The sequence below is a fragment of the Streptomyces sp. NPDC091376 genome (assembly GCF_044757085.1).
GTDB lineage: Bacteria > Actinomycetota > Actinomycetes > Streptomycetales > Streptomycetaceae > Streptomyces > Streptomyces pratisoli.
The window spans coordinates 240,516-265,201 of the sequence record NZ_JBIVUF010000003.1 but is presented as its reverse complement, the minus strand read 5'-3'; the positions used below and the strand labels follow the sequence as shown (position 1 = coordinate 265,201).

Genomic DNA, 24,686 nt, shown 5'->3' with positions numbered 1-24,686 from the left:
TATGAGCGAAGTGGAACGCGGGCCGATCGCCCACCGAGTGCCCGATCTCGCCGCGCTGGAGCTGCTGCTCGCCGTGGCCCGGCACGGCAGCCTGGGCCGGGCCGCCCGGGAGCTCGGCATCACCCAGCCCGCGGCGAGCAGCCGCATCCGGTCCATGGAGCGGCAGCTCGGCGTGGCGCTCGTGGACCGTTCGCCCCGGGGCTCCCGGCTCACCGACGCGGGCGCGCTGGTCACCGACTGGGCGGGGCGGATCGTGGAGGCGGCCGAGGCGTTCGACGCGGGCGCACAGGCCCTGCGTGACCGGCGCGACTCACGGCTGCGGGTGGCGGCCAGCATGACCATCGCGGAGTATCTGCTGCCCGGCTGGCTCATCGCACTGCGCCAGGGGCGCCCCGGCACCGCGGTCTCGCTGCTCGCGGGCAATTCGGCCGCGGTCGCCGAGCGGCTTCTGCGCGACGACGCCGATCTCGGCTTCGTCGAGGGCCTCGCCGTCCCCGAAGGGCTCGACGGCACGGTCATCGGCCATGACCGGCTGATCGTCGTCGCCTCGCCGGGTCATGACTGGGCGCGGCGACGCTCCCCGGTGTCGCCGGAGAAGCTGGCGGCGACCTCCCTGGTGCTGCGCGAGCGCGGCTCGGGCACCCGGCAGGTCCTCGACTCGGCGCTCGCTGAGTACGGGGGCCTCGCCGAGCCGCTGCTCGAACTCGCCTCCACCACCGCGGTGAAGGCGGCGGCGGTGAGCGGTGCCGGTCCCGCGGTCCTCAGCGAACTCGCGGTCACCGAGGAGCTGGCCTCGCGCCGGCTGGTCCGCATCCCGGTCGAGGGGGTGCGGCTGCGACGCGATCTCCGCGCGGTCTGGCGCCAGGGGCACCGGCCCACGGGCCCGGCCCGGGATCTGCTGTCGCTGACGCGCTCCTCGGCGTGAGCCGGCGGCGCAGTGGCACCGTGACGTCCCCAACGCGCCACGTCCGCGTCTTGGCACCGACGGCCCGACAGCCCGACAGCCCGACGGCACAGCGGCCCGACGGCCCGAAGCAGGGAGGCCAGGGTGCCCGGCTGCCCGCGACGCGCCCGGCACGGTGCCCGCTGAGGCGTCCGGGAAACCCGGCCCTCCCCGTAGTGGTCATCGGCGGCGGGAAGGACCGGGAGCGCGGCTCATGACGCGGCGCGTACCAGCCCGGCCATGACGCGGGTGTCCTCGCCCATCTCCGGGTGCCACTGGACGCCCAGGACCCAGGCCGGGTCCGGCAGTTCGACGGCCTCCACCGTGCCGTCCTGCGCGAGCGCCGAGACGACGAGCCCGTCCCCGAGGCGGTCCACCGACTGGTGGTGGTACGTCGGTACGGCGGACTCCTCGGGCACCAGCGAGGCGTACCGAGTGCCCTCGACCGGCGCCACGGGATGCCGCCCGAAGACGCCGGTGGCCTCCACGTGCCCGTCGAGGTGCTGCACGAGCGTGCCGCCGAGGGCCACGTTCAGCAACTGCATGCCGCGGCAGATCCCGAGCAGCGGGGTGCCGTCCGCCAGCGCCGCGTCGATGAGGGCCAGCTCCCAGGCGTCCCGCTCCCGCGCCGGCGGACCGGTCCGCGGGTCGGGCTCGGCCCCGTACCGTACGGGTTCGACATCGGGGCCGCCGGCGACGACGAGCCCGTCGAGCCGGGCCACCACGGACGCGGCCCGCCCGGGGTCGTCGGGCGGGAGCATCGCGGCCATCCCTCCTGCCGACTGGACCAGGCGCGGATACCCGGCGGGCAGCAGGGCGGCCGGCAGCCGCCACACGCCCCACGCGGCCTCGTCCAGATAGGTGCTGACGCCGATGAGCGGCTGGCTCACCTGATACCTCCGGTCACGGTCACTTGAGTTCGGCCTCGGCCGCGGCGAGCGCCGCGAACTCCTCCTCCGGCGCACGGGCCACGAGATGGTGCCGACTGTAGAAGGCGAAGTACGCCAGGGCGACGCCGTACACGACCAGCGCGATCACGGCCGCGTCCTTGTCCACCAGGAACGTCGCCACCAGCGCGGACAGTGCGAGGACGAAGGCGACGGACGAGGTCAGCACACCCCCGGGGGTGCGGTACGGGCGGGGCAGCTCCGGCTCGCGGCGCCGCAGCACGATGTGGGACAGCGCCATCAGCGCGTAGCTGATGGTCGCGCCGAACACGGCGATGTTCAGCATCCGCGCCCCGTCCCCGGTGCCGGCCGCCAGGGCGAAGCCGATCGCGCCGGGGATCAGCAGCCCCAGGTAAGGCGACTTGCGGCGGCTCGTCAGCGACAGGAAGCGGGGCAGGTACCCGGCCCGGGACAGGGCGAACAGCTGCCGCGACCCGGCGTAGATGAGCGAGAAGAACGAGGCGACCAGGCCCGCGAGTCCGGCGTAGTTGACGAAGCGGCTCAGCGCGGTCGGGTCGCCGTCCCCCTGCAGCGCCACCACCAGCGGGTTTCCGGCGTCCTGGATGGCGGCGGAGCCGCGCGCGCCGGTGGCGGCGAAGAACGTCAGCGCGGCGAGCAGCACCAGGATGCCCATCGAGATGGCGAGCGCCCGGGGCATGGACCGGACCGGGTCCTTGGCCTCCTCCGCGGCGAGCGGCACGCCCTCCACGCCGAGGAAGAACCACATGCCGAACGGGAACGCCGCCCAGATGCCCAGCAGACCGAACGGCAGCCAGGAGCTGGAGCCCACGGCGTCCTTGTCGACCGGGATGTCGTCGAGCCCGCTCACCTGGAAGTCGGTGAACGCGCCCAGCGCGAAGATCAGCAGCGCGGCGACCGCGATCGCGGTGACGACGAGGCTGAAGCGCAGCGCCTCGCCCACGCCCCACAGATGGATGCCTATGAAGATCGCGAAGCAGGCGAGGTAGACCGGCCAGCCCGATTCCAGTCCGAACAGTCCGAGCGACTCGACGTAGTCGCCGATGAAGATGGAGATCGCGGCGGGAGCGAGGATGTACTCGATGAGGATCGCCGTGCCGGTGAGGAAGCCGCCCCAGGGGCCGAGGGCGCGGCGCGCGAAGCCGTAGCCGCCGCCCGCCGTCGGCAGGATCGCGGAGAGCTCGGCGAGCGCGAAGACGAGACAGGCGTACATCAGGCCCATGAGGACGGTGGCCGCGGCGAGCCCGCCGAAACCGCCCTTGGACAGGCCGATGTTCCAGCCGGAGAAGTCGCCGGAGACGACGTAGGCGACGCCGAGACCGGTGAGCAGCAGCCAGCCCGCGCTGCCGCGCCGCAGGGTCCGGCGCTCCAGATAGTCGTCCGATGGTGGTGGTGTGGTGCTCCCGGTGGTGTCTTCCAGCGTCATGGCAGAGCTCCCGCGTCGGGCCCAATGGAATGGAGCCATACCTTTGCGCTGGGGCGGGGGGTAACGCAAGACCTGTGCGTTACTTTCGGGTTACGCCCACGGGCCGCGCCGGTGGCGTACCCGCGGTGGCGGGAGCGGGGTGCGGGTCACGTGAGGAAGCCGCGCAGCAGCGCCGCGGTGCCCGCGCAGTGCTCGCGCATCATCTCCCGCGCCCCGTCCGCGTCACCCTCCAGCACCGCCTCCACCAGCGCGACGTGCTGCTGCTGGGAGTGCTCCAGATTGCGTACGAGCAGCGGGATGCAGTCCAGCAGATCGTTCACCGTCGCCCGTACGGCCGCGTACTGCGTGGTCAGTGTGGGGGAGCCGGACAGTTCGGCGAGCGTGAGGTGCAGCAGGGTGTCGCAGCGCCGGTAGTCGTCGAGGGGTGCGTCATGGGTCGCGGCCAGTGCGGTGCGGAGCCGCGCGGCCCCGCCCTCGCCGAGGCCGTGCGCCGCGCACAGCCCGGCCGCCCCGACCTCCAGCACCTCACGGAAGCGCAGGGTGTCCTCGACGTCGACCGTCGCGATCCGCCGGCGCAGCTCGTCCTCGCCCTCGGTCCGCGCGCGGGGCAGGACGAACGTCCCGCCGTAGCGCCCGCGCCGGCTCTCCACGAGGCCCTCCTCCTGCAGGACCTTCAGCACCTCGCGCAGCGTCACCCGGCTGATGCCCATCCGGTCGGCCAGCTCGCGCTCGGCGGGCAGTCGCTCACCGCCGGGCACCAGGCCGAGCCGTACGACCTGGAGGATCTGCTCCAGCGCCTCCTCGAAACCGTTGCCCCCGCGCACCGGCCGCAGCACGGACGTGAGCCGGTCATCGGGCTCCCTCATCGTCGCCACGTTGCGGTTCCCCCTTCCCAAGCAATGGTCTTCCGCAATACCTTATGGCTTCCCGGCTGACCTTAGGAGGCACATCCCGTGGCAGACCGTAAACCCCCGCTGACCGTCGAGGACCTCAGAGCCCTCGTCGCGAGCGGTGAGATCGACACCGTAGTCCTGGCCTTCCCCGACATGCAGGGGCGGCTCCAGGGGAAGCGGTTCGCCGCGCCGTTCTTCCTCGACGAGGTCCTGGAGCACGGCACCGAGGGCTGCAACTACCTCCTCGCCGTCGACACCGAGATGAACACGGTGGACGGCTATGAGATGTCCTCCTGGGACCGCGGCTACGGCGACTTCGCCATGCACCCCGACCTGGACACCCTGCGCCGCGTCCCCTGGAACGAGGGCACGGCGATGCTCATCGCCGACCTCGCCTGGAACGACGGCGGCCCCGTCGTCGCCGCGCCCCGCCAGATCCTCCGCCGCCAGCTGGAGCGGCTCGCGGAGCACGGGTACTCGGCACGGGTCGGCACCGAGCTCGAGTTCATCGTCTTCAAGGACACCTACGAGCAGGCCTGGGACCGCGACTACCGGGGCCTGACACCTGCCAACCAGTACAACATCGACTACTCGGTGCTCGGCACCGGCCGGATCGAGCCGCTGCTGCGCCGTATCCGCAACGAGATGGCAGCGGCCGGACTGATCGTCGAGTCGGCCAAGGGCGAGTGCAACCCCGGCCAGCACGAGATCGCGTTCCGCTACGACGAGGCCCTCGTCACGTGCGACCAGCACGCCGTCTACAAGACCGGCGCCAAGGAGATCGCCGCCCAGGAGGGCGTCTCGCTCACCTTCATGGCCAAGTACAACGAGCGCGAGGGCAACTCCTGCCACATCCATCTCTCGCTCGCCGACGCCGACGGCCGCAACGTCATGGCGGGGGACGGGGACGACGAGCACGGAATGTCACCGGTCATGCGGCACTTCCTCGCCGGGCAGCTCGCCGCACTGCGTGACTTCTCCCTGCTCTACGCGCCGAACATCAACTCGTACAAGCGCTTCCAGCCCGGCTCGTTCGCCCCCACCGCCGTAGCCTGGGGCCACGACAACCGCACCTGTGCGCTGCGCGTCGTCGGCCACGGCCGCTCGATGCGCTTCGAGAACCGGCTGCCCGGCGGCGACGTCAACCCGCACCTCGCCGTCGCCGGACTGGTCGCGGCCGGGCTGTACGGCATCGAACAGAAGCTGGAGCTGCCCGAGGTCTGCACCGGCAACGCCTACACCGCCGGCTACGCGCACGTCCCGACCACCCTCCGCGAGGCCGCCGAGCTGTGGGAGAACAGCCCGATCGCCAAGGCCGCCTTCGGGGACGAAGTCGTCGCCCACTACCGCAACATGGCGCGGGTCGAGCTCGAAGCCTTCGACGCCGCGGTGACCGACTGGGAGCTCCGCCGCTCCTTCGAACGCATGTGAGGCACCACTTGTCGCAACCGTACGAACTCGATGTGCTGAACCCGGCCACCGAGGAAGTCATCGCCAGCGTCCCCGGCGCCCTCGCCCACGACGTCGACGCGGCCGTGGCGCGAGCCGCCCGGGCCCAGCGCGGCTGGGCGGCCGCCGCCCCCGCCGACCGGGCCCGGCTGCTGCGCCGCTTCGCCGCCGTCGTGGACGACCACATCGAGGAACTGGCGCGGCTGGAGGTCCGCGAGGCCGGCCACACCATCGGCAACGCCCGCTGGGAGGCCGGGAACGTCCGCGATCTGCTGGACTACGCGGCCGGGGGAGTGGAACGCCTCACCGGCCGGCAGATCCCCGTCCCCGGCGGCATCGACCTCACGATCCTCGAACCCCTCGGTGTCGTCGGCGTCATCGCGCCGTGGAACTTCCCCATGCCGATCGCCGCCTGGGGCGCCGCCCCCGCGCTCGCCGCCGGCAACGCGGTCCTCCTCAAGCCCGCCGAGACCACGCCGCTGACCGCCTTGCGCCTCGCCGAACTCGCCCTGGAGGCGGGCCTTCCCGAGCATCTCTTCCAGGTGCTCCCCGGCCGCGGTGACCTCGCGGGAGACGCACTCGTCCGCCACCCCGGCGTCGCGAAGATCGTCTTCACCGGCTCCACCAGGATCGGCAAGCGGATCATGTCGCTCTGCGCCGACCAGGTGAAGCGCGTGACCCTCGAACTCGGCGGCAAGAGCCCCAACATCGTCTTCGCCGACGCCGACATCGAGGCCGCCGCGGCCGCCGCACCCATGTCCTTCCTGGACAACAGCGGCCAGGACTGCTGCGCCCGCACCCGCATCCTCGTCCAGCGTTCGGTGTACGACGACTTCCTGGACCGGCTCGCCCCCGCCCTGAAGTCGGTCGTCGTCGGCGACCCCGCGGACGAGAACACGCAGATGGGGCCGCTCATCTCACGTGTGCAACTGGACCGCGTACGGTCATATGTCACCGATGACCTCGCGACGGTCACCGGCAGCGCCCCGGAAGGCCCGGGCTTCTGGTTCCCGCCGACCCTCGTCACCGGCGCCGCCCCCGACGCCCCCGTCGCCACCGAAGAGGTCTTCGGCCCCGTCGCCGCCGTCCTGCCCTTCGACGACGAGGACGAGGCCGTACGCCTGGCCAACGCCACCGACTACGGGCTCTCCGGCTCCATCTGGACCCGTGACGTCGGCCGGGCGCTGCGCGTCTGCGGCGCGGTCGCCGCGGGCAACCTGTCCGTCAACTCCCACTCCAGCGTCCGCTACTGGACCCCGTTCGGCGGCTATGGGCAGTCCGGCCTCGGCCGCGAACTGGGCCCCGACGCCCTCACCGCTTTCACCGAGACCAAGAACGTCTTCATCAGCACGGAGGCCTGAACAGCATGACCACCGACAACACCGTGTGCCGCCGTCTCGTCGGCCGTACCGCCGTCATCACCGGTGCCGGCAGCGGCATCGGCCTGGCCACCGCACGCCGCCTCGCCTCCGAAGGGGCCAACGTCGTCTGCGGCGACATCGACGAGATCGCCGGCAAGGCGGCCGCCGAAGAGGTCGGCGGCACGTTCGTGAAGGTCGACGTCACCGACGCCGAGCAGGTCGAGGCGCTGTTCAGGACGGCCTTCGACACCTACGGCAGCGTCGACATCGCCTTCAACAACGCCGGCATCTCGCCGCCCGACGACGACTCCATCCTGGAGACCGGCCTGGACGCCTGGAAGCGGGTCCAGGAGGTCAACCTGACCTCCGTGTTCCTGTGCTGCAAGGCCGCCATCCCCTACATGCGGCGCCAGGGCAGGGGCTCCATCATCAACACCGCCTCGTTCGTGGCCCGGATGGGCGCGGCGACCTCCCAGATCTCGTACACCGCGAGCAAGGGCGGCGTCCTCGCCATGTCCCGCGAGCTGGGTGTGCAGTTCGCCCGCGAGGGCATCAGGGTCAACGCCCTGTGCCCGGGGCCGGTCAACACCCCGCTGCTCCAGGAACTGTTCGCCAAGGACCCCGAGCGGGCGGCCAGGCGGCTCGTGCACATCCCCGTGGGCCGCTTCGCGGACGCGGACGAGATCGCCGCGGCCGTGGCGTTCCTCGCCAGCGACGACTCGTCGTTCGTCAACGCCACGGACTTCCTGGTCGACGGTGGCATCTCGGGGGCGTACGTCACGCCTCTGTAGGGTGACCGCATGAGCATGACGACCCCTCCCGGCTGGTACTTGGACCCGGGCACGCCGTCCCTCGAACGCTGGTGGGACGGCGCCGCCTGGACCGGGCACACCCGGGCCCTCGGCGCCCCGCAGGCGCCGCCGGTCACGGCACCGATACCCCTCGCCGCACAGCACGGACGCGGTGGCGAGGGCGGCGGCGTCGGCAAGGGAGGGATCGTCGCGCTCGTCACCGCCGGCGCGGTCCTGCTGGGCGCGATCGTCACCGGCGTCGTCGTCCTCGGCAAGGACGGCGAACAGACCGTGCCGCAGTCCTCGGAGAGCGTCTCGGCGCCGCTGCCCTCCGCGACGGAGAACGGCCCGAAGCCCGCTCCGACGGCGGCCGGAGCCCAGGACGTCCTCGTCGACCAGCTCAACGGCATCACCCTGCCCCTGCTGGACGGCTGGGAGAAGTCCGACTCCTCGGTCGACCCCGTGCCGACCATGGTGACGGCGAACTCCTACAAGTGCCCCGGTGACTCCGCCCAGTTCTGCCACCACGGCACGGTGTCCTCCCGTACGGCCACGGTCACCAACGTGAAGTCGCCCGAGAAGCTCGCCACACAGGACGTCGGCATCGCCGCCGACTGGGCCTACGACAACGACCGCGTCGGCAACCGCATCCACGGCGGCATCAAGGACCACCAGCTGGTCAGGTCCGCGCCCGTGGTCGTGGCCGGACGCACCGGACACCTCGTGCTGTGGCGGGTGACGACCGGCGCGGGCCCCGGCGGCTACGTGCAGTCGCTGGTCTTCCCCTCGGCCGTCGGCTCCGAGTCGCTGATCGTCGTGCGGTTCGCCTTCGACGCCGGCCCGGACGGCCCGCCGCTCGGCGACATGGACCGGGTCATCAAGGGCATCCGGCCGGTCGGCGACGTCAGCGGGGGAGTGGGCTCCACGGTCAGCCCGTAGGGCGCGGGACGAGCCGGGCGCCCAGGGGTCAACGGCCGGTCACCGGCGGGTCACAGGAACGTACGGCCCTCGCCCCGGTAAGTCGGCACGGTCGCCGTCACCCGGTCGTCCTCGACCAGATGCAGCGAGTCGAACCGCTCGCACAGTTCCCCGGCCTTCGCGTGCCGGAACCACACCTTGTCCCCGATGAGCAGATCGTCCGCGGCCGGCCCGAGCAGCGGGGTCTGGACCTCGCCCGGTCCCTCCTGCGGGTCGTACCGCAGCCCCTCCGGCAGATACGGCACCGGCAGCCGGTCCCGTCCCGCGGCGCCCGAGGCGGGGTAGCCGCCGCCGAGAACGGTCACCACGCCGACACCCGGGCGGCGCACGACGGGCTGGGCGAAGAGCGCCGCGGGCCGCCCGGCGAACGACGTGTAGTTGTCGAACAGCCGCGGAACGTACAGCCCCGAGCCCGCGGCGATCTCCGTGACCGCCTCCTCCGCCGCGGTGTGCTGCACGCTGCCCGTGCCGCCACCGTTCACGAACTCCAGGTCCGGCGCCACCGCCCGGACCGCGCGGACGACGGCCGCCCGCCGCTGCGCCAGCTCCCGGCGGGCCGTGGACTGCATCAGCCGGACCGCCCGCGAACGCAACGGGCTTCCCGCCACCGCGTCACCGACACCGGCGACATGCCCCTCGTACGCCATCAGCCCCACCAGCCGGAAACCGGGACGGCCCACGACCGCCCGGGCCAGCGCCTCCAGCTGCGCAGGCTCCCGCAACGGCGAACGCCGCGCCCCGACCCGAATCCGGCCGCCCAGCAGATGCAGCGCGGTGTCCAGTTCCAGACAGACCCGGATCTCCTCCGTGCCGCCGTCCCGCGCCCGGTCGATCAGCTCCAGCTGCGCGGGGTCGTCGACCATGACCGTCACGGCGGCGGCGAGCTTGGCGTCCCCGGCCAGCTCGGCGAAGCCGGCCCGGTCGGCGGACGGATAGGCGAGGAGCACGTCGCCGAACCCGGCGCGCGCGAGCCAGATCGACTCGTCCAGGGTGAACGACATGATCCCGGCGAAGCCGTCCATCGCCATTACCCGTTCCAGCAGCGCCCGGCAGCGTACGGACTTGCTGGCCACCCGGATCGGCTTGCCGCCCGCCCGCCTGACCAGATCCGCCACATTGGCGTCGAACGCCTCCAAGTCCACAATGGCCAGGGGTGCGTCGAGGTGGGCGGTGGCCCGGTCGTACCGGGTTCGGCGAGCGGCACGGGGAGTCATGCGCAGAGCTTGCCAGACCGGTCTACCGGAGGGTAGGGGGACGTTCTGCGCAGATCCCCCCGGGCCTGCGGTCCTGTTCCCGTCCGGCGCACTTCAGCCCGTAGAGTGACCGGTACGCGGCGACGAACGGGCCTGCCCCGAAAGGCGATCCGGCGGCTGTAGGAGCACCAGGAAACGGGGGGGCGGATGAGCACGGAAGCGCAGCGCCCGCGTGTGCCGTCACGCCACTCCCGGATATCGGAAGCCTTCGTTCCACCGGACGCCTCCGAGCCACCGACGACCCCCGCCGAGACGACTGCCCGTCTGCGCCCGATCACGGACACGACGCCTCCGCCGGCCGCGCCCGCGAGTGCGGGGTCCGGGAAGCGTCCGGGCCCGGGTGCCTCGGGGCCGCCTTCGACCCTCGCCGAGACGACTGCCCGTCTGCGCCCGATCACGGACACGACGCCTCCGCCGGCCGCGCCCGCGAGTGCGGGGTCCGGGAAGCGTCCCGGCCCGGCCGGCCCGAACACCGGCCCGGCGCCGCGGCTCGCGGCCGCCGGCGCTCCGTCGGACCCGGCCCCCGCGCCGCGCCCACCCGACGAGTCCCCGGCATCCGCCGCACCCCCGCCTGCACAGCCCACCACCTCCGCTCCCGCCCACCAGGCCGCTCCGCCGGCCGCGCGCCCGGGGACCACGTCCCCCGGCCCCGGTGCGGGTCCCGGTGCCGGATTCCGCCCGGGCGCCGGCGCGGGTGTTCCGCGCCCCGCCGGCCCGCCGGTGCCGCGACCGGGGACCGCTGTCCCCGGGTCCGGTCCGGGTGCCGGGGCGGGTGTTCAGCGACCCGCCGGTGCCGACCGCCCCGCCGGTCCGCCGGTGGCGCGCGCCGGAGCCGGGACGAGCGGACCGCGCCCGGTCGGCACGACCCCCCGTACGGACGCGGCACCCGCGGTCGACGGAGGGACCGGGCCGCGGAGCACGGCCGGTGAGGTCCGGCGGGCTCCGACGGCGCCCGCGCCACGAACCGGCGGTGTCCCGCTGCCCGCGGAGGTGCCACCCGCGGGAGAACGCCCGCACGCCCAGCCCTACGGTCGCGCTCGCGCCGCCGAGGAGATACCACCGCGCCCTTCGGCTCCCCCGCGCGCCGCCGCGGCGCCGCCGGCCCGGCCCGTGGGCCCCGCGCCCTCGCCCTGGATGCCGCCCGGCGCGCCCTCGCGGCCGTACCCGGGCGCGTACCCCGAGACGCCCGCCGAGACCACCACCCGGCTGCGCCCCGTCCGCACCCGTCACCCGGCGCGGACCGCCGGCGCCGTGGCCTGTGTCGTGCTGGGCCTCGGGCTGATCGGCGGCGCGATCACCGGCAGCTGGCTCGTGGACGACTCGGCCGCCACACCCGCCGCCAGGCCCGGCTACGCCGACACGCGCGCCCTCTGGCACAGCGCACCCGTCGACAGCCTCTTCCCGCGCACGATCAAGGGCGAGGGCGCCGGGCCCGGCGGCGCCGACCGCGTCTGGACCCGGATCGCCGTCGCCCCCGACGGCCCGTGCACGGGCGCGTTCGACCCGCTGCTCCTGAAGGCCCTTCAGCCGGTCGGGTGTCTGCGCGTACTCCGCGCGACCTACGCCGACGCCACCACCTCCAGCGTCACCACCGTCGGCATGGTCTTCACCGAGGGGGACCGGACCTCGATGACCGCCCTGCGCAGCCGGTTCTCCGAGGAGGGCCTGGACGAACGGGCCGACCTGCTGCCGCGGACGTACGCCGCCCCCGGCACCGTCGCCGCGGGATTCGGCGACGAACAGCGCGCCAGCTGGACCGTCAACGTCCTCACGGACGCGCCGGTCGTGGTGTACGCCGTGTCCGGGTTCGCCGACGGCCGCCCCGTCGCCGACCCTCAGCCCGCCGCCGAGGCCATGGTCGCCCGTGCCTCCTCCGCCCCGGCCCAGGCCGGCCTCGGCCATGAGGCCAAGGGCATCGCGGACCGCGTCGAGCGTGCCCTGCGCAAGACCGCCACGCAGTCCTCGGAGCGCCCCGAATGACGGCAGCCCCCCTTCGCACCCGGTCCACGCCCCGCCGGCTCGCCGGAGCCGTGGCCATGGCCCTCGCCTTCTCGCTGGTCTCCGTCGCGCCCGCGCAGGCCGACGGAATCAGGGCCCGCCAGTGGGCGCTCGAAGCGATGCACACCGACGAGGCGTGGCGGACCACCAAGGGCGAGGGCATCACCGTCGCGGTGCTCGACACCGGCGTCGACGTCGGCCACCCGGACCTGACGGGCAACGTCCTCGCGACCAAGGACCTCGTCGGCTTCGGCGCCAAGGCCGGCGACCGGGCCTGGGCCCGGCACGGCACCGCGATGGCCGGGATCATCGCCGGTCACGGCCATGGCACAGGGCAGGAGGACGGCGTACTCGGGATCGCGCCCGAGGCGAAGATCCTTCCCGTCCGGGTGATCCTGGAGGGCATCGACCCCGCGCGCGCCAAGGCCCGCAGCACCCGGGGCACCGCCCTCGCCCAGGGCATCCGCTGGGCCGCCGACCACGGTGCCGACGTCATCAACCTGTCGCTCGGCGACGACAGCGAGTCCGCGCACCCGGACGCGGGCGAGGACGCCGCCGTCCAGTACGCCCTCGCCAAGGGCGCCGTCGTCGTCGCCTCGGCCGGCAACGGCGGCGAGAAGGGCGACCACATCTCGTACCCGGCCGCCTATCCGGGGGTCATCGCGGTCGCGGCGGTGGACCGCTACGGCACCCACGCCTCGTTCTCCACCCGGCGCTGGTACGCCACGGTCAGCGCTCCCGGCGTGGACGTCGTCATCGCCGACCCGGACCGGAAGTATTACGAGGGCTGGGGCACCAGCGCCGCCGCGGCGTTCGTCTCCGGTGCCGTCGCGCTCGTACGCTCCGCGCACCCACGGCTCACCCCCGCCCAGATCAAGCGGCTCCTCGCGGACACCACCCGTGGCGGCCCCAAGAGCGGACGTGACGACGCCAAGGGGTACGGCATCGTCGACCCGGCAGCCGCGATCGCCCAGGGCGGCAGGCCGATCCCTGGCGACGTCGACCCGAAGGCCGCCTCGGCCCACGGCCACCGCAGCCGGTACTTCGGCAGCGGCCCGGACGGTTCCTCCGCCGGGGGCGGGGACGGCGGGGTGCTCGCCCCCGTCTCCGGAGGCATCGGCGCACTCCTGCTCGCCGGAGCGATCGTCCTGTGGAGAGGCGGCCGCCGCACCTGAGGGCCGCCCCACCCGAGAGCCTCGGCGCGCCCGCGGCCGGACGGCGTCCACCCGGCGTCGGGAAGGCCCCGGCGGAGGAACTAGGCTCGACGCGTGGCGCTCAAGAACATTCCCGACCCGGGCTTCTCCGACGACGACGGCACCGCCGACCCCGCCCTGGAGGCGGCCCTCGCCGCCTGGGCCGAGGACAGGTCCGCGGAGCAGCCGGTCCTCGAGGCGCTCAAGGGCGCCCGGCTCCTCGTCCCCGTCGTCGCCGTGCTCGGTGAGCTCGAGGAGGCAGACGAGGTGGGCGGACTGCGCCGCGAGAAGTCCAGCGACATGGCCGTCCCCACGCTGACCGCGGGGAACCGCCGGGCGCTGCCCGCGTTCACCTCGACGGCGTCCCTGGCCCTGTGGGACCCGCAGGCCCGCCCCGTCGCCGTACCCCTGCACCAGGCACTCCGGGCCGCCGCCCACGAGAAGGCGGACACCCTGGTCCTGGACCTCGCGGGCCCCGTGACGTACCAGCTGACCGGCCGTGCCCTGCTCGCCCTCGCCGAAGGGCGCACCAGCACCGATCCGCTCGCCGACCCGGCCGTCACGGAGGCGGTACGCGCCGCGGTCGCCGCCGAGCCGTCGGTGCTCCGTGCCCATCTCGGCCCGGGCAGCGCCGACGGCACCCTCGCCCTGGTCCTCGCCCCGGACGCGGTCCCGGCCGAAGCGGCGCAGCGCGTGGCCCGCGCGCTCGCGGCGGACGGGACGCTGAGGGCCCGGCTGGTGCGCGGACTGGACCTGGCCCTGCTGCCGCCAGAGGCCGCGCCCCCGGGTGAGGCCCTGTACGTACGGCCCTGAGGGTCACCGCATATCGTGTGCCCCATGAGTGACGCGACCCCCACCCCCGAGCAGCCTGCCGGCGAGCAGGCTCCCGACTTCGACGCCATGACCCGCGACATCGCGGAGGTCCCCGCGGTCGAGGTGATCGTCACGGTCGCGGTGAACCTGATGAGCGCCGCCGCGGTGAAGCTCGGACTCACCGACGACGGCGAGAAGCACAAGGACCTCGATGAGGCCCGCAAGCTGGTGCACGCGCTGGCCGGGCTGCTCGACGCCGGTGCCACGGAGATCAGCTCCTTCCACGCGGCGCCGCTGCGCGACGGCCTGAAGTCGCTGCAGCTCGCCTTCCGCGAGGCCTCGCTCGTCCCCGACGAGCCCGGCCAGGGCCCGGGCGAGAAGTACACCGGCCCGGTCTACGGCTGATCCGCCCCCAGGTTGCCCGGTTCGCTCCTTGCGGCCGGAGCTGCTAACCTTGTGTAACGACCGGCTGGACACGTGTGTGTCCGGCCCACAAGTGGAGGCTCCGTCTCCCACCTGATCGCCCTCACGGGCGGCGGGTCACCGGTCAGACGGCCACCATCGTTCCGTACGGACGATGGAGCCGTCGGAGTAGCGCCCCGCGGTAGGCCCGCGGCGGTGCTCCGGTATTCAAGGAGCCCCGCCTGTGTCCTGTCCCGGGGCATTTTTCATGCACCGGCACGGTTGGTCCCAAGGAAATAGACGTTGCGTGGCTGTCCGCCAGACGGCCGCGTGGTGCTACCGAGGAGGATCCATCAGCACCGAGCCCCGCATCAACGACCGGATTCGCGTTCCCGAGGTGCGACTTGTCGGTCCCAGCGGCGAGCAGGTCGGGATTGTTCCGCTTGCCAAGGCGCTGGAGCTTGCCCAGGAGTACGACCTCGACCTGGTCGAGGTCGCGGCGTCCGCACGGCCGCCGGTCTGCAAGCTCATGGACTACGGCAAGTTCAAGTACGAGTCGGCCATGAAGGCCCGTGAGGCGCGCAAGAACCAGGCGCACACGGTCATCAAGGAAATGAAGCTCCGGCCGAAGATCGACCCGCACGACTACGACACCAAGAAGGGTCACGTCGTCCGGTTCCTCAAGCAGGGCGACAAGGTCAAGATCACGATCATGTTCCGTGGTCGCGAGCAGTCCCGGCCGGAGCTCGGCTACCGGCTGCTGCAGCGGCTCGCGGAGGACGTCCAGGACCTCGGTTTCGTCGAGTCGAACCCGAAGCAGGACGGCCGAAACATGATCATGGTTCTCGGTCCGCACAAGAAGAAGACCGAGGCGATGGCCGAGGCCCGTGAGGCGCAGGCCGCCCGCAAGGCGGAGCGTCAGGGTCAGCCCGCCCCTGAGGCGGACCCCGCCGAGGAGCCCGCCGAGGCCTGATTCCGGGACGACCGTCCTGGGCATCAACCGATACATCTGACGCTTTCGCCTGCCGGTTTACGACCGGTGACGGAAGCGCCACTGACGAGGAGAGAACGGCGCGATGCCGAAGAACAAGACGCACAGCGGTGCCAAGAAGCGCTTCAAGATCACCGGCTCCGGCAAGGTGCTGCGCGAGCGCGCCGGCAAGCGCCACCTGCTCGAGCACAAGTCGTCCAAGCTGACGCGTCGCCTCACCGGCAACGCCGAGATGGCCCCGGGTGACGCCGCCAAGATCAAGAAGATGCTGGGCATCTGATTGATTTCCCGCCCTCGGTGACGGGGGCTTCCGGGCAAAGACCGGGACCAATTCGTTTCCGGGTCGTGTGAGTCAACCACGGCCCCGCTACAAGGAGTTAACAAGTGGCACGCGTCAAGCGGGCAGTCAACGCCCACAAGAAGCGCCGGGCGATCCTCGAGCAGGCCAGCGGTTACCGGGGTCAGCGCTCCCGCCTGTACCGCAAGGCGAAGGAGCAGGTCACCCACTCCCTCGTCTACAACTACAACGACCGCAAGAAGCGCAAGGGCGACTTCCGTCAGCTGTGGATCCAGCGCATCAACGCCGCTGCCCGCGCCAACGGCATCACCTACAACCGCTTCATCCAGGGTCTGAAGGCCGCCAACGTCGAGGTGGACCGCAAGATCCTCGCCGAGCTCGCGGTCAACGACGCCGGCGCCTTCGCCGCGCTCGTCGAGGTCGCCCAGAAGGCGCTCCCGAGCGACGTCAACGCGCCGAAGGCCGCGGCCTGACGGTCGCGTCCCACCCGGACACAGCCCGGACCCGCAGGCCGCGAGCCTGCGGGTCCGCGCACGTCGGGGCCACGGCGCGGCGCCGGCCGCGGGCTCTCCCGGGGCGCTGAGCCCTCGGGACCGCCGTCCAGGGCCGCCGCCCGCCCCGGACCCCGTCCGCGAGGCTCGCGCCTGACCGTGACCGGGGCTCGCGTCCTCCCGAGGACCGGGCGCCCACCCGTGACCGGGTTCGCGCCTGACCGTGACCGGGGCTCGCGTCCTCCCGAGGACCGGGCGCCCACCCGTGACCAGGTTCGCGCCTGACCGTGACCCGGGCTCGCGTCCCACCCGGGACCTGGCGCGCTCCCTCGACCAGGGGGTCGCTCAAGAACGGGAGCCGGCTCCCCGGAACCGGGGCCGGTTCCCCCCGGAACCGGGACCGGCGTCTCCCCGGGACCGGGCTCGGGGCCCTGCCGTCACCCGTCCCGCGCCCCGGCCCCGTTCGAGGGGCTCCGCCCCAGACCCCGTAGCAGCCGGTACCCGGCCGCACATCCGGTCCGGCCCGTCCGGCCCGTCCGGCGCGAAGACGGATGCGGTGCCGGGCACTGTGGAGCCCGCCCCGCAGGGCGTGCCGTGCCCGGGCCCGGGCACGGCCATGAAGGAAGTGAGTGCACCTCATGCACACCCCCGAGCTGATCTCCGCGCGGTCGCCGCGCGTCGTCGCCGCGCGGCGGCTCGCCAAGCGGAACTTCCGGTCCAAGGACCGGCGGTTCATCGCCGAGGGACCGCAGGCCGTACGGGAGGCCGTGGAGCACCGGGGCGACGACGGCCGCCCGACGCTCATCGAGCTCTTCGCCACCGTCGAGGCCGCCGAGCGCTACACGGACATCGTCGGGGCGGCGCGTGCCGCCGGGGTCCGGATCCACTACGCCGACGACACCGTCCTGGCGGAGGTCTCGCAGACCGTCACACCGCAGGGACTGGTCGGCGTGTGCGGGTTCCTCGACTCGCCGTTCGAGGACATCCTCGCCGCCCGGCCCCGGCTCGTGGCCGTCCTGGCGCACGTACGCGACCCCGGTAACGCCGGCACGGTCCTGCGCTGCGCCGACGCCGCGGGCGCCGACGCGGTCGTCCTCACCGACGCCTCCGTGGACCTGTACAACCCGAAGTCGGTGCGGGCGTCGGTCGGTTCGCTCTTCCACCTGCCCGTCGCCGTCGGCGTACCCGTCGAGCAGGCCGTCAGCGGCCTGAAGGGCGCCGGTGTGCGGATCCTCGCCGCGGACGGGGCCGGCGAGGACGACCTGGACGACGAGCTGGACGCGGGCACCATGTCCGGGCCCACCGCGTGGATCTTCGGCAACGAGGCCTGGGGCCTGCCCGAGGAGACCCGTGCGCTCGCCGACGCCGTCGTACGCGTGCCGATCCACGGCAAGGCGGAGAGCCTCAACCTCGCGACCGCCGCCGCCGTCTGCCTCTACGCCTCCGCACGCGCCCAGCGCACACCCGGCGGCTGTCGCGCCACCACCGCCCGGTAGGTCGCCCCCCGCAGGGTGTCGCTCCGTCACCGCCGACTAGTAGGGTGACCAATTCGGGGACCCACTGCACTGGTTCGAGAGGTGGGGTACGGGGATGGCTGTCGGCACAAGAAGGCCCTCGGAGGCACAACCGGCCTTCGCAGGCGCCGCCATGGATGACGCGTGCCCCGGCATCGACCCCGACGACCTGCCCGACGGGCTCGTCGTCGCCGACGAGACGGGCCGGGTGATCTGCTTCAACGCCGCGGCCGCACGGATCACCGCCATCCCCGGTGCCGAGGCACTCGGCCGGCCGCTGGAGCAGGCGCTGCCGCTGGAGGACCTCAAGGGGCGCCGCTGGTGGCCGCTGACCGATCCCTACGGCGGCCTCGCCACCCGTGTCGGCCAGCCCGAGCGGAATCTGCTGCTCCCCGGCAACCGCGAGGTCCTCGTCTCCGCCCGGTACGTACGGGAGGCCCCCACCGGGCCCGTGCGCCGTCTCGTGATCTGTCTGCGCGGCACCGAGGCGCGCCGCCGCACCGAGCGCAGCCACGCGGAGCTGATCGCCACCGTCGCCCACGAGCTGCGCTCGCCGCTGACCTCCGTCAAGGGCTTCACGGCCACCCTGCTCGCCAAGTGGGAGCGCTTCACCGACGACCAGAAGCGGCTCATGCTGGAGACCGTCGACGCCGACGCCAACCGCGTCACCCGGCTCATCGCCGAGCTCCTCGACATCTCCCGAATCGACTCCGGCCGGCTCGAAGTGCGCCGCCAGCCCGTGGACATCGCCGCCGCCGTCGGCCGCCACGTCCAGGCGCACACCACGGGCGGCCAGTCCCCGGACCGGTTCTTCGTCCGTATCCACCACCGGCTCCCCACCCTGTGGGCCGACCCCGACAAGATCGACCAGGTGCTCGGCAATCTGCTCGAAAATGCGGTGCGCCACGGCGAGGGAACGGTCACCATCGAGGTGGCACCCGCGATCAGCGAGAGCGACGAGAAGGGAACGACCGTCACCGTGAGCGACGAGGGCCCCGGCATCCCGGAGGAGTCGATGGGCCGTGTCTTCACCCGCTTCTGGCGGGGGAGCAAGCGTGGCGGCACCGGCCTCGGGCTGTACATCGTCAAGGGCATCGTCGAGGCACACGGCGGGACGATCACCGTCGGCCGCGGTCCGGGCGGCGGCGCGGAATTTCGATTTACGTTGCCCGTGGGCGCCCCCGCCTTTCTCACCTGACAGGCACCCCGGCAGCCCGCGGGCTCATCCGCGCACCCTCACCCCGCTAGACTCGACCTTTGGCACCTTTGCGTCCTCGGTCGTCGAGCGGGGGCCCCAGCCACCCCATCGGAAGTACGGGAAGAGATGTCGGCACCGAACAAGTCGTACGACCCTGTCGAGGTCGAGGCACTGAAACCGGAAGAGATCGAGCGCATGCGGGACGAGGCGCTCGCCGCCTTCGCCGCCGCGGGCGACCTCGACGCGCTCCACGAGGCGAAGATCGCGCAGACCGGCCCCACCTCGCCGCTCGCGCTCGCCAACCGGGAGATCGGCGCCCTGCCGCCGCACGCCAAGGCCGATGCCGGCAAGCGTGTGGGCCAGGCCCGCGGTGCCGTGAACAAGGCCCTGGCCGCCCGTCAGGCCGAGCTCGAGGCGGAGCGGGACACCCGCGTGCTGGTCGAGGAGGCGGTGGACGTCACCCTTCCGTACGACCGTGTACCGGCCGGCGCCCGCCACCCGCTGACCACGCTGTCCGAGCGCATCGAGGACGTCTTCGTGGCCATGGGCTACGAGGTCGCCGAAGGCCCCGAGGTCGAGACCGAGTGGCTGAACTTCGACGCGCTGAACATCGCGGCCGACCACCCCGCCCGCGGTGAGCACGACACCTTCTTCGTGAAGGCCGCCGACGGGGACGCGGACACCGGCTCCGGCGTCGTGCTGCGCACGCACACCTCGCCCGTGCAGGTCCGCTCCATGCTGGACCGCGAGCCGCCGCTGTACGTGATCTGCCCCGGCCGCGTCTATCGCACCGACGACCTGGACGCCACCCACACCCCGGTGTTCCACCAGGTCGAGCTGCTCGCCGTCGACGAGGGCCTCACCATGGCCGACCTCAAGGGCACCCTGGACCACATGGTCCGCGCGCTCTTCGGCGGCGAGGGCATGAAGACCCGGCTGCGGCCGAACTTCTTCCCCTTCACCGAGCCGTCCGCCGAGATGGACATGGTCTGTTACGTCTGCCGCGGCGAGTCCGTCGGCAACCCGGACCGGCCCTGCCGCACCTGCTCCAGCGAGGGCTGGATCGAGCTCGGCGGCTGCGGGATGGTCAACCCGAAGGTGCTCGTCGCCTGCGGTGTGGACCCCGAGAAGTACAGCGGATTCGCCTTCGGGTTCGGCATCGAGCGGATGCTGATGTTCCGCCACAACGTCGAAGACATGCGAGACATGGTCGAGGGTGACGTCCGGTTCACCCGGCCCTTCGGGATGGAGATCTGATGCGGGTCCCGCTTTCATGGCTGCGGGAGTACGTCGACCTGCCGGCGACGGAGACCGGCCGTGACGTACAGACCAAGCTCATCGCGGCCGGCCTGGAGGTCGAGACCGTCGAGCAGCTCGGCGCCGGGCTCACCGGCCCGCTCGTCGTGGGCCAGGTGCTCACCATCGAGGAGCTGACCGAGTTCAAGAAGCCGATCCGCTTCTGCACCGTCGACGTCGGCCTGGCCAACCAGACCGGCGAACCGCAGGAGATCATCTGCGGCGCCCGGAACTTCACGCAGGGCGACAAGGTCGTCGTCGCGCTTCCCGGCGCCGTGCTGCCCGGGGACTTCCGGATCGCCGAGCGCAAGACGTACGGCCGGGTGTCCCGCGGCATGATCTGCTCCGGCGACGAGCTCGGCATGGGCGACGACGGCTCGCACGGCATCATCGTGCTGCCGCCCGAGATCGAGATCGGCACCGACGCCACCGAGCTGCTGGAGCTGTTCGACGAGGTCCTCGACATCGCCGTCACGCCCGACCGCGGCTACTGCCTGTCGCTGCGGGGTGTCGCCCGCGAGACCGCGATCGCCTACGGCCGGCCGCTGCGCGACCCGGCGCTGCTCGACGTGCCCGCGCCCAACTCGTACGGCTACGCGGTGAAGATCGCGGACCCGATCGGCTGCGACCGCTTCACCGCGCGCACCGTCGTCGGCCTCGACCCCGAGGCCCGCTCCCCGATCTGGATGCAGCGCAGGCTGCAGAAGGCCGGGATGCGGCCGATCTCGCTCGCCGTCGACATCACCAACTACGTGATGCTGGAGCTCGGCCAGCCGCTGCACGCGTACGACCGGACCCGGCTCGACGGGCCGATCGGGGTGCGCCGCGCCGAGGCCGGAGAGAAGTTCACCACCCTCGACGGCGTCAAGCGCGTCCTGGACGCCGAGGACCTGGTCATCACCGACAACCGCGGGCCCATCGGCCTCGCGGGCGTGATGGGCGGCGCGAACACGGAGATCGCCGACGCCGCGACCGACCCGGAGACCGGTCAGGTCCACGGCACCACCGAGGTCGTCATCGAGGCGGCGCACTTCGCCCCGGTCTCCATCGCCCGCACCGCACGCCGCCACAAGCTGTCCTCCGAGGCGTCCAAGCGCTTCGAGCGCGGCGTCGACCCGCAGGCCGCCGCCGCGGCCGCGCAGCGCACGGTCGACCTGCTGGTGCTGCTCGCGGGCGGCACCGCCGAGGCCGGCGTCACCGAGATCATCGCGCCGTCCGCGCCGCGTACGGTCTCGATGCGCGCCGACCACCCCGACCGGGTCGCCGGTGTCACCTACGGCCGCGAGACCGTGGTCCGCCGCCTCCAGCAGGTCGGCTGCGACGTCTACGGGCAGGACGAGCTCGTCGTCTCCGTCCCGTCGTGGCGCCCCGACCTGCACGAGCCGAACGACCTCGCGGAAGAGGTCATCCGGCTGGAGGGCTACGAGAACCTGCCCTCCACGCTGCCCACGCCGCCGTCGGGCCGCGGGCTCACCTCCCGCCAGCGGCTGCACCGGCGCGTCGGCCGTGCGCTGGCCGGCAGCGGCTACGTCGAGGCGCTGAACTACCCGTTCGTCGGGGAGGCGGTCCTCGACCAGCTCGGCCTGGAGGCTGACGACCCGCGACGCACCGTCGTCACGCTGGTCAACCCGATCTCCGACGAGGAGCCGGCGCTGCGCACCACGCTGCTGCCCGGTCTGCTCGCCGCGATGCGCCGCAACGTCGGCCGCGGGACCGGTGACCTGGCGCTGTTCGAGACCGGTCTGGTCTTCCGGCCCACCGGCGAGGAGACGGTCCCGGGCGTGCTGCCCGTCGACCGCCGCCCCACCGACGAGGAGATCGCCGTACTGAACGCGGCCCTGCCGCGTCAGCCGCGCCGCGTCGCCACGGTGCTCGCCGGCGCCCGCGAGCAGGCCGGCTGGTGGGGCGCGGGACGTCCGGCCGACTGGGCCGACGCGGTCGAGTCCGCCCGTACCGTCGCCCGTGAGGCCGGCGCCGGGCTCGTCGTCCGGGCCGACCAGCACGCGCCGTGGCACCCGGGCCGCTGCGCCGCGCTGTACGCCACGGTGAACGGTGAGGAGACCCTCGTCGGACACGCGGGCGAGCTGCACCCGCGGGTCATCAAGGCGCTGGGTCTGCCGGAGCGCACCTGCGCGATGGAGCTGGAGCTGGATCTGCTGGAGCAGGCCGGCGAAGGCGCGCTGCGGGCTCCGCGGATCTCCACGTTCCCGGTGGCGACGCAGGACGTCGCGCTCGTCGTCCCCGACGAGGTTCCGGCGGCGGACGTCGAGAAGGTGCTGCGCGAGGGCGCCGGTGAACTGCTGGAGTCCATCCGGCTGTTCGACGTCTTCACGGGTGAGCAGATCGGCGAGGGCCGGAAGTCGCTCGCCTACGCGCTGCGGTTCCGTGCCGCCGACCGCACGCTGACCGTCGAGGAGGCCTCGGCCGCCCGCGACGCCGCCGTCGCGCTCGCCGCCGAGCGCACCGGAGCGGTGCTGCGCGGCGCCTGAGCATCCCGCTGAGCGCCGAGGGGCGCGCCCGGATCAGTTCCGGGTGCGCCCCTCTCGTATGCGTGCCGCCGGCCCACCCCTTCAGGTGGGAAGCCCGGCCGATGTTCGCGTGTCCCCGCCGGTGACCGACCGGATCGACCCGGCCGGCGTGGGCCTACTCGTCCCCGGCCTCGATCCGGACGAGGTACCGCCCCGGCGCCGCAACCCGCGGCCGTGGTCCAGCGGGTCCACACGGCGCGGCCGTCCGCGACACGGGCGGACGGCCGGCCGACGCTGTGGCCATCAAGGTGCTGCCCGACGACCGGACACGGGTCGCGGCGCAGTCCGCGGAGCCGGGGCTGCGCCGTTCCCGCCGGGAACCCTCCAATCGCTGACGGACAACCGGTCGTTCGCGGCCGCGCGCCGCCCGCCCTGCCGCGGAGTGTCGGGCAGACCGGCGGGACGGACGGCGCGGATACGGGCCGCCGCACTGTACGAGGGGGAGCCGGCGGCCCGGCCGCCTCCTTGAGAGGCAGTTCAGTCAACCGGTGCGCCCGGTACGGCGGCAGCGCGCGCACGGCACGGATATATGCACTTGTTTCACACCCCGTGCGAAGCCCGCTCCACTACGCTGGGGCGCACCGAGCCAACGGAGGGCCCGATGCAGCCCAACACCCTGCTCGACGCACTGCTCGACGAGGCGGGCATCTCCCACGCGGGCCTCGCCGCCCATGTCAACCAGATGGGCCGGGCGCGAGGCCTGACCCTCCGGTACGAACACACGGCGGTGGCACGCTGGTTGAAGGGCCAGCGGCCGCGCGGCCGGGTGCCCGATCTGATCTGCGAGGTACTCGCGGGCCGGCTCCACCGTGCGGTCACCCTCGACGACATCGGGCTCGGCGTACCGGGGGAGTCCGGCGAGCGGCACGGCTCGCCGCTCTCCGGTTTCGTGGAGCGCGCCACCGCGTTGTGGCGCTCGGACGAACAGCAGCGTCCGCACATACTCGGCGCCCCGGCGGTCACCGGCACGCCCGCGGTGATGCCGGTCTGGGAGTGGGAGAACCCGCCGGAGGACGCCGACGTCTCGCGCAGCGGCCCGAGGCGGGTGAGCATGGCCGACATCAAGATGCTGCGGGCGGCCCGCGCGCACTACGAGCTGATGTACCGCAAGGCAGGCGGGATCGCCACCCGCTCCCGGATCGTCGGTTTCCTCAACGCCGAGACGGCGCCGCTGCTGCGGGGTGCCTACAGCGACGCGCTCGGCCGTCAGCTGCACCGCGCGACCGGCGGCCTGGTCGCCGTCGCGGGCATCTGCGCGTACGACTCGGACGCGCACGGGCTGGCGCAGCGCTACTTCCACCAGGCGCTGCGGCTGGCGAAGGCGAGCGGCGACCGGGGGCTCGGGGCGTACGTCATCGCGCTGCTGGTGAACCAGTCGCTGTTCATGGGGGAGCACCGGCAGGCGGTGGCGTTCGCGGAGGCGGCGCTGCGGGCCGCCGGGCGGCAGATCACCCCGGCGCTGGCCGCCGATCTGTACGCGATGCAGGCGAAGGCGTACGCGCAACTGGGGGACGGTGGCGCCGCGTTGGGCTGTATCCGGCGTGCGGAGGCCGAGGCGGAGCGGATCCGCCCCGGGCACGAACCGGACGAGACGGGCTATGTCCAGCCGGGGCTCGTGAACGTGCAGGTCGCGGAGGCGCTGCTGTGCCTCGGGGACGTGACGGCGGCCGGTGAGCACGCGCGGGCCGCCGCCGCGGTTCCCTCGCACGACCGGGGCCGGGTGCACCGGCTGGCCATGCTGAGCCAGATCGAGCTGCGCCAGGGCGAGGCGGACCGGGCCGCGCGGACGGCGGTCGAAATGACGGAACGGGCCAGGGGAACGGAGTCGCAGCGGCTCAGGGACCGGCTGCGGTCGGTACGGGAGCATCTCGCGGCGAGCGGCTGCCCGCCCGCGGTGGAGGCGGCCGAACTCATCGACGGAGCCCTGCGCGTTCCCCTGTGAGC

Annotated in this window: 21 protein-coding genes; 17 read left to right on the top strand and 4 right to left on the bottom strand. The window is 73.2% G+C overall.

Features of this window, described 5'->3' with window-relative positions; all coding sequences use genetic code 11:
• The first annotated feature begins 1 nt into the window (after nt 1).
• A complete protein-coding gene (locus ACIQMR_RS08970; RefSeq protein WP_401384594.1) occupies nt 2-925 on the top strand; it encodes a LysR family transcriptional regulator in 924 nt (307 codons plus the stop codon).
• A 230-nt stretch (nt 926-1,155) separates the two neighbouring features.
• Here ACIQMR_RS08970 and ACIQMR_RS08965 read toward each other — a convergent pair whose 3' ends face one another.
• The 3 genes from ACIQMR_RS08965 to ACIQMR_RS08955 all read right to left on the bottom strand — a co-directional run bounded on the left by ACIQMR_RS08965 (nt 1,156) and on the right by ACIQMR_RS08955 (nt 4,161).
• Nucleotides 1,156-1,833 carry a gamma-glutamyl-gamma-aminobutyrate hydrolase family protein gene (locus ACIQMR_RS08965; RefSeq protein WP_401384592.1) on the bottom strand — a complete coding sequence of 226 codons (678 nt, stop codon included), beginning with the start codon at nt 1,831-1,833 and terminating at the stop codon, nt 1,156-1,158.
• Between the two features lie 19 nt (nt 1,834-1,852).
• Complete coding sequence (eat, locus tag ACIQMR_RS08960) at nt 1,853-3,295, bottom strand: ethanolamine permease (RefSeq protein ID WP_266375621.1); 1,443 nt, start codon at nt 3,293-3,295, stop codon at nt 1,853-1,855.
• A gap of 146 nt (nt 3,296-3,441) precedes the next feature.
• Nucleotides 3,442-4,161, bottom strand: coding sequence for a FadR/GntR family transcriptional regulator (locus ACIQMR_RS08955; protein ID WP_401384590.1), 720 nt, complete (start codon nt 4,159-4,161; stop codon nt 3,442-3,444).
• A gap of 87 nt (nt 4,162-4,248) precedes the next feature.
• On the opposite strand from ACIQMR_RS08955, the gene ACIQMR_RS08950 reads away from it, so the two are divergent.
• The 4 genes from ACIQMR_RS08950 to ACIQMR_RS08935 are packed head-to-tail and all read left to right on the top strand — an operon-like array spanning nt 4,249 to nt 8,728.
• On the top strand, nt 4,249-5,619 hold the full coding sequence (locus tag ACIQMR_RS08950; RefSeq protein WP_401384588.1) for a glutamine synthetase family protein: 1,371 nt from the start codon (nt 4,249-4,251) through the stop codon (nt 5,617-5,619).
• 8 nt (nt 5,620-5,627) lie between these two features.
• Nucleotides 5,628-6,998 (top strand): aldehyde dehydrogenase family protein, encoded by a 1,371-nt coding sequence (locus ACIQMR_RS08945; RefSeq protein ID WP_401384587.1) that lies wholly within the window; start codon nt 5,628-5,630, stop codon nt 6,996-6,998.
• Nucleotides 6,999-7,003: 5 nt separating this feature from the next.
• Nucleotides 7,004-7,789 carry a 3-oxoacyl-ACP reductase gene (locus tag ACIQMR_RS08940; protein WP_401384584.1) on the top strand — a complete coding sequence of 262 codons (786 nt, stop codon included), beginning with the start codon at nt 7,004-7,006 and terminating at the stop codon, nt 7,787-7,789.
• Nucleotides 7,790-7,798: 9 nt separating this feature from the next.
• Nucleotides 7,799-8,728 (top strand): DUF2510 domain-containing protein, encoded by a 930-nt coding sequence (locus tag ACIQMR_RS08935; RefSeq protein WP_401384583.1) that lies wholly within the window; start codon nt 7,799-7,801, stop codon nt 8,726-8,728.
• A gap of 50 nt (nt 8,729-8,778) precedes the next feature.
• Here ACIQMR_RS08935 and ACIQMR_RS08930 read toward each other — a convergent pair whose 3' ends face one another.
• Nucleotides 8,779-9,981, bottom strand: coding sequence for an amino acid deaminase/aldolase (locus tag ACIQMR_RS08930; protein WP_401384580.1), 1,203 nt, complete (start codon nt 9,979-9,981; stop codon nt 8,779-8,781).
• A gap of 1,173 nt (nt 9,982-11,154) precedes the next feature.
• Between ACIQMR_RS08930 and ACIQMR_RS08925 the strand changes: the two genes are divergently transcribed.
• The 12 genes from ACIQMR_RS08925 (at nt 11,155) to ACIQMR_RS08870 (ending at nt 24,684) form a co-directional block, all read left to right on the top strand.
• A complete protein-coding gene (locus tag ACIQMR_RS08925) occupies nt 11,155-12,000 on the top strand; it encodes a hypothetical protein (protein WP_401384577.1) in 846 nt (281 codons plus the stop codon).
• Entirely contained in the window at nt 11,997-13,193 is a 1,197-nt protein-coding gene (gene mycP / locus ACIQMR_RS08920) for a type VII secretion-associated serine protease mycosin (protein WP_401384575.1), read from the top strand. Before ACIQMR_RS08925 ends, mycP begins: the two co-directional genes overlap by 4 nt.
• Nucleotides 13,194-13,286: 93 nt before the next feature.
• The gene (locus ACIQMR_RS08915) at nt 13,287-14,024 is read left to right on the top strand and encodes an SseB family protein (RefSeq protein ID WP_401384573.1); all 738 of its coding nucleotides are present in this window, start codon (nt 13,287-13,289) and stop codon (nt 14,022-14,024) included.
• Between the two features lie 24 nt (nt 14,025-14,048).
• A complete protein-coding gene (locus ACIQMR_RS08910) occupies nt 14,049-14,429 on the top strand; it encodes a DUF1844 domain-containing protein (RefSeq protein WP_401384571.1) in 381 nt (126 codons plus the stop codon).
• Between the two features lie 265 nt (nt 14,430-14,694).
• Nucleotides 14,695-15,399, top strand: coding sequence for a translation initiation factor IF-3 (infC, locus tag ACIQMR_RS08905; protein WP_385473179.1), 705 nt, complete (start codon nt 14,695-14,697; stop codon nt 15,397-15,399).
• A gap of 103 nt (nt 15,400-15,502) precedes the next feature.
• On the top strand, nt 15,503-15,697 hold the full coding sequence (rpmI, locus tag ACIQMR_RS08900) for a 50S ribosomal protein L35 (RefSeq protein WP_019884943.1): 195 nt from the start codon (nt 15,503-15,505) through the stop codon (nt 15,695-15,697).
• A 104-nt stretch (nt 15,698-15,801) separates the two neighbouring features.
• Nucleotides 15,802-16,188, top strand: coding sequence for a 50S ribosomal protein L20 (rplT, locus tag ACIQMR_RS08895; protein ID WP_066950970.1), 387 nt, complete (start codon nt 15,802-15,804; stop codon nt 16,186-16,188).
• 656 nt (nt 16,189-16,844) lie between these two features.
• The gene (locus ACIQMR_RS08890; RefSeq protein ID WP_401384567.1) at nt 16,845-17,702 is read left to right on the top strand and encodes a TrmH family RNA methyltransferase; all 858 of its coding nucleotides are present in this window, start codon (nt 16,845-16,847) and stop codon (nt 17,700-17,702) included.
• Nucleotides 17,703-17,796: 94 nt separating this feature from the next.
• Nucleotides 17,797-18,918, top strand: a complete 1,122-nt coding sequence (locus ACIQMR_RS08885; RefSeq protein ID WP_401384565.1) for an ATP-binding protein — start codon at nt 17,797-17,799, stop codon at nt 18,916-18,918.
• Nucleotides 18,919-19,044: 126 nt separating this feature from the next.
• Entirely contained in the window at nt 19,045-20,175 is a 1,131-nt protein-coding gene (gene pheS / locus ACIQMR_RS08880) for a phenylalanine--tRNA ligase subunit alpha (protein WP_401384562.1), read from the top strand.
• Nucleotides 20,175-22,703 carry a phenylalanine--tRNA ligase subunit beta gene (pheT, locus tag ACIQMR_RS08875; protein ID WP_401384559.1) on the top strand — a complete coding sequence of 843 codons (2,529 nt, stop codon included), beginning with the start codon at nt 20,175-20,177 and terminating at the stop codon, nt 22,701-22,703. The genes pheS and pheT overlap by 1 nt, the downstream gene beginning before the upstream one ends.
• A gap of 640 nt (nt 22,704-23,343) precedes the next feature.
• Nucleotides 23,344-24,684 (top strand): transcriptional regulator, encoded by a 1,341-nt coding sequence (locus ACIQMR_RS08870; protein WP_401384557.1) that lies wholly within the window; start codon nt 23,344-23,346, stop codon nt 24,682-24,684.
• Nucleotides 24,685-24,686: the final 2 nt, after the last annotated feature.

Excerpts from the sequence above, each read along its gene's own strand:
- ACIQMR_RS08970 (WP_401384594.1), top strand. The coding sequence starts at position 2 with ATGAGCGAAGTGGAACGCGGGCCGATCGCCCACCGAGTGCCCGATCTC.
- eat (WP_266375621.1), bottom strand. The coding sequence starts at position 3,295 with ATGACGCTGGAAGACACCACCGGGAGCACCACACCACCACCATCGGAC.
- ACIQMR_RS08955 (WP_401384590.1), bottom strand. The coding sequence starts at position 4,161 with ATGAGGGAGCCCGATGACCGGCTCACGTCCGTGCTGCGGCCGGTGCGC.
- ACIQMR_RS08940 (WP_401384584.1), top strand. The coding sequence starts at position 7,004 with ATGACCACCGACAACACCGTGTGCCGCCGTCTCGTCGGCCGTACCGCC.
- ACIQMR_RS08935 (WP_401384583.1), top strand. The coding sequence starts at position 7,799 with ATGAGCATGACGACCCCTCCCGGCTGGTACTTGGACCCGGGCACGCCG.
- ACIQMR_RS08930 (WP_401384580.1), bottom strand. The coding sequence starts at position 9,981 with ATGACTCCCCGTGCCGCTCGCCGAACCCGGTACGACCGGGCCACCGCC.
- ACIQMR_RS08925 (WP_401384577.1), top strand. The coding sequence starts at position 11,155 with ATGCCGCCCGGCGCGCCCTCGCGGCCGTACCCGGGCGCGTACCCCGAG.
- mycP (WP_401384575.1), top strand. The coding sequence starts at position 11,997 with ATGACGGCAGCCCCCCTTCGCACCCGGTCCACGCCCCGCCGGCTCGCC.
- ACIQMR_RS08910 (WP_401384571.1), top strand. The coding sequence starts at position 14,049 with ATGAGTGACGCGACCCCCACCCCCGAGCAGCCTGCCGGCGAGCAGGCT.
- infC (WP_385473179.1), top strand. The coding sequence starts at position 14,695 with ATGCACCGGCACGGTTGGTCCCAAGGAAATAGACGTTGCGTGGCTGTC.
- rpmI (WP_019884943.1), top strand. The coding sequence starts at position 15,503 with ATGCCGAAGAACAAGACGCACAGCGGTGCCAAGAAGCGCTTCAAGATC.
- ACIQMR_RS08890 (WP_401384567.1), top strand. The coding sequence starts at position 16,845 with ATGCACACCCCCGAGCTGATCTCCGCGCGGTCGCCGCGCGTCGTCGCC.
- ACIQMR_RS08885 (WP_401384565.1), top strand. The coding sequence starts at position 17,797 with ATGGCTGTCGGCACAAGAAGGCCCTCGGAGGCACAACCGGCCTTCGCA.
- pheS (WP_401384562.1), top strand. The coding sequence starts at position 19,045 with ATGTCGGCACCGAACAAGTCGTACGACCCTGTCGAGGTCGAGGCACTG.
- pheT (WP_401384559.1), top strand. The coding sequence starts at position 20,175 with ATGCGGGTCCCGCTTTCATGGCTGCGGGAGTACGTCGACCTGCCGGCG.
- ACIQMR_RS08870 (WP_401384557.1), top strand. The coding sequence starts at position 23,344 with ATGCAGCCCAACACCCTGCTCGACGCACTGCTCGACGAGGCGGGCATC.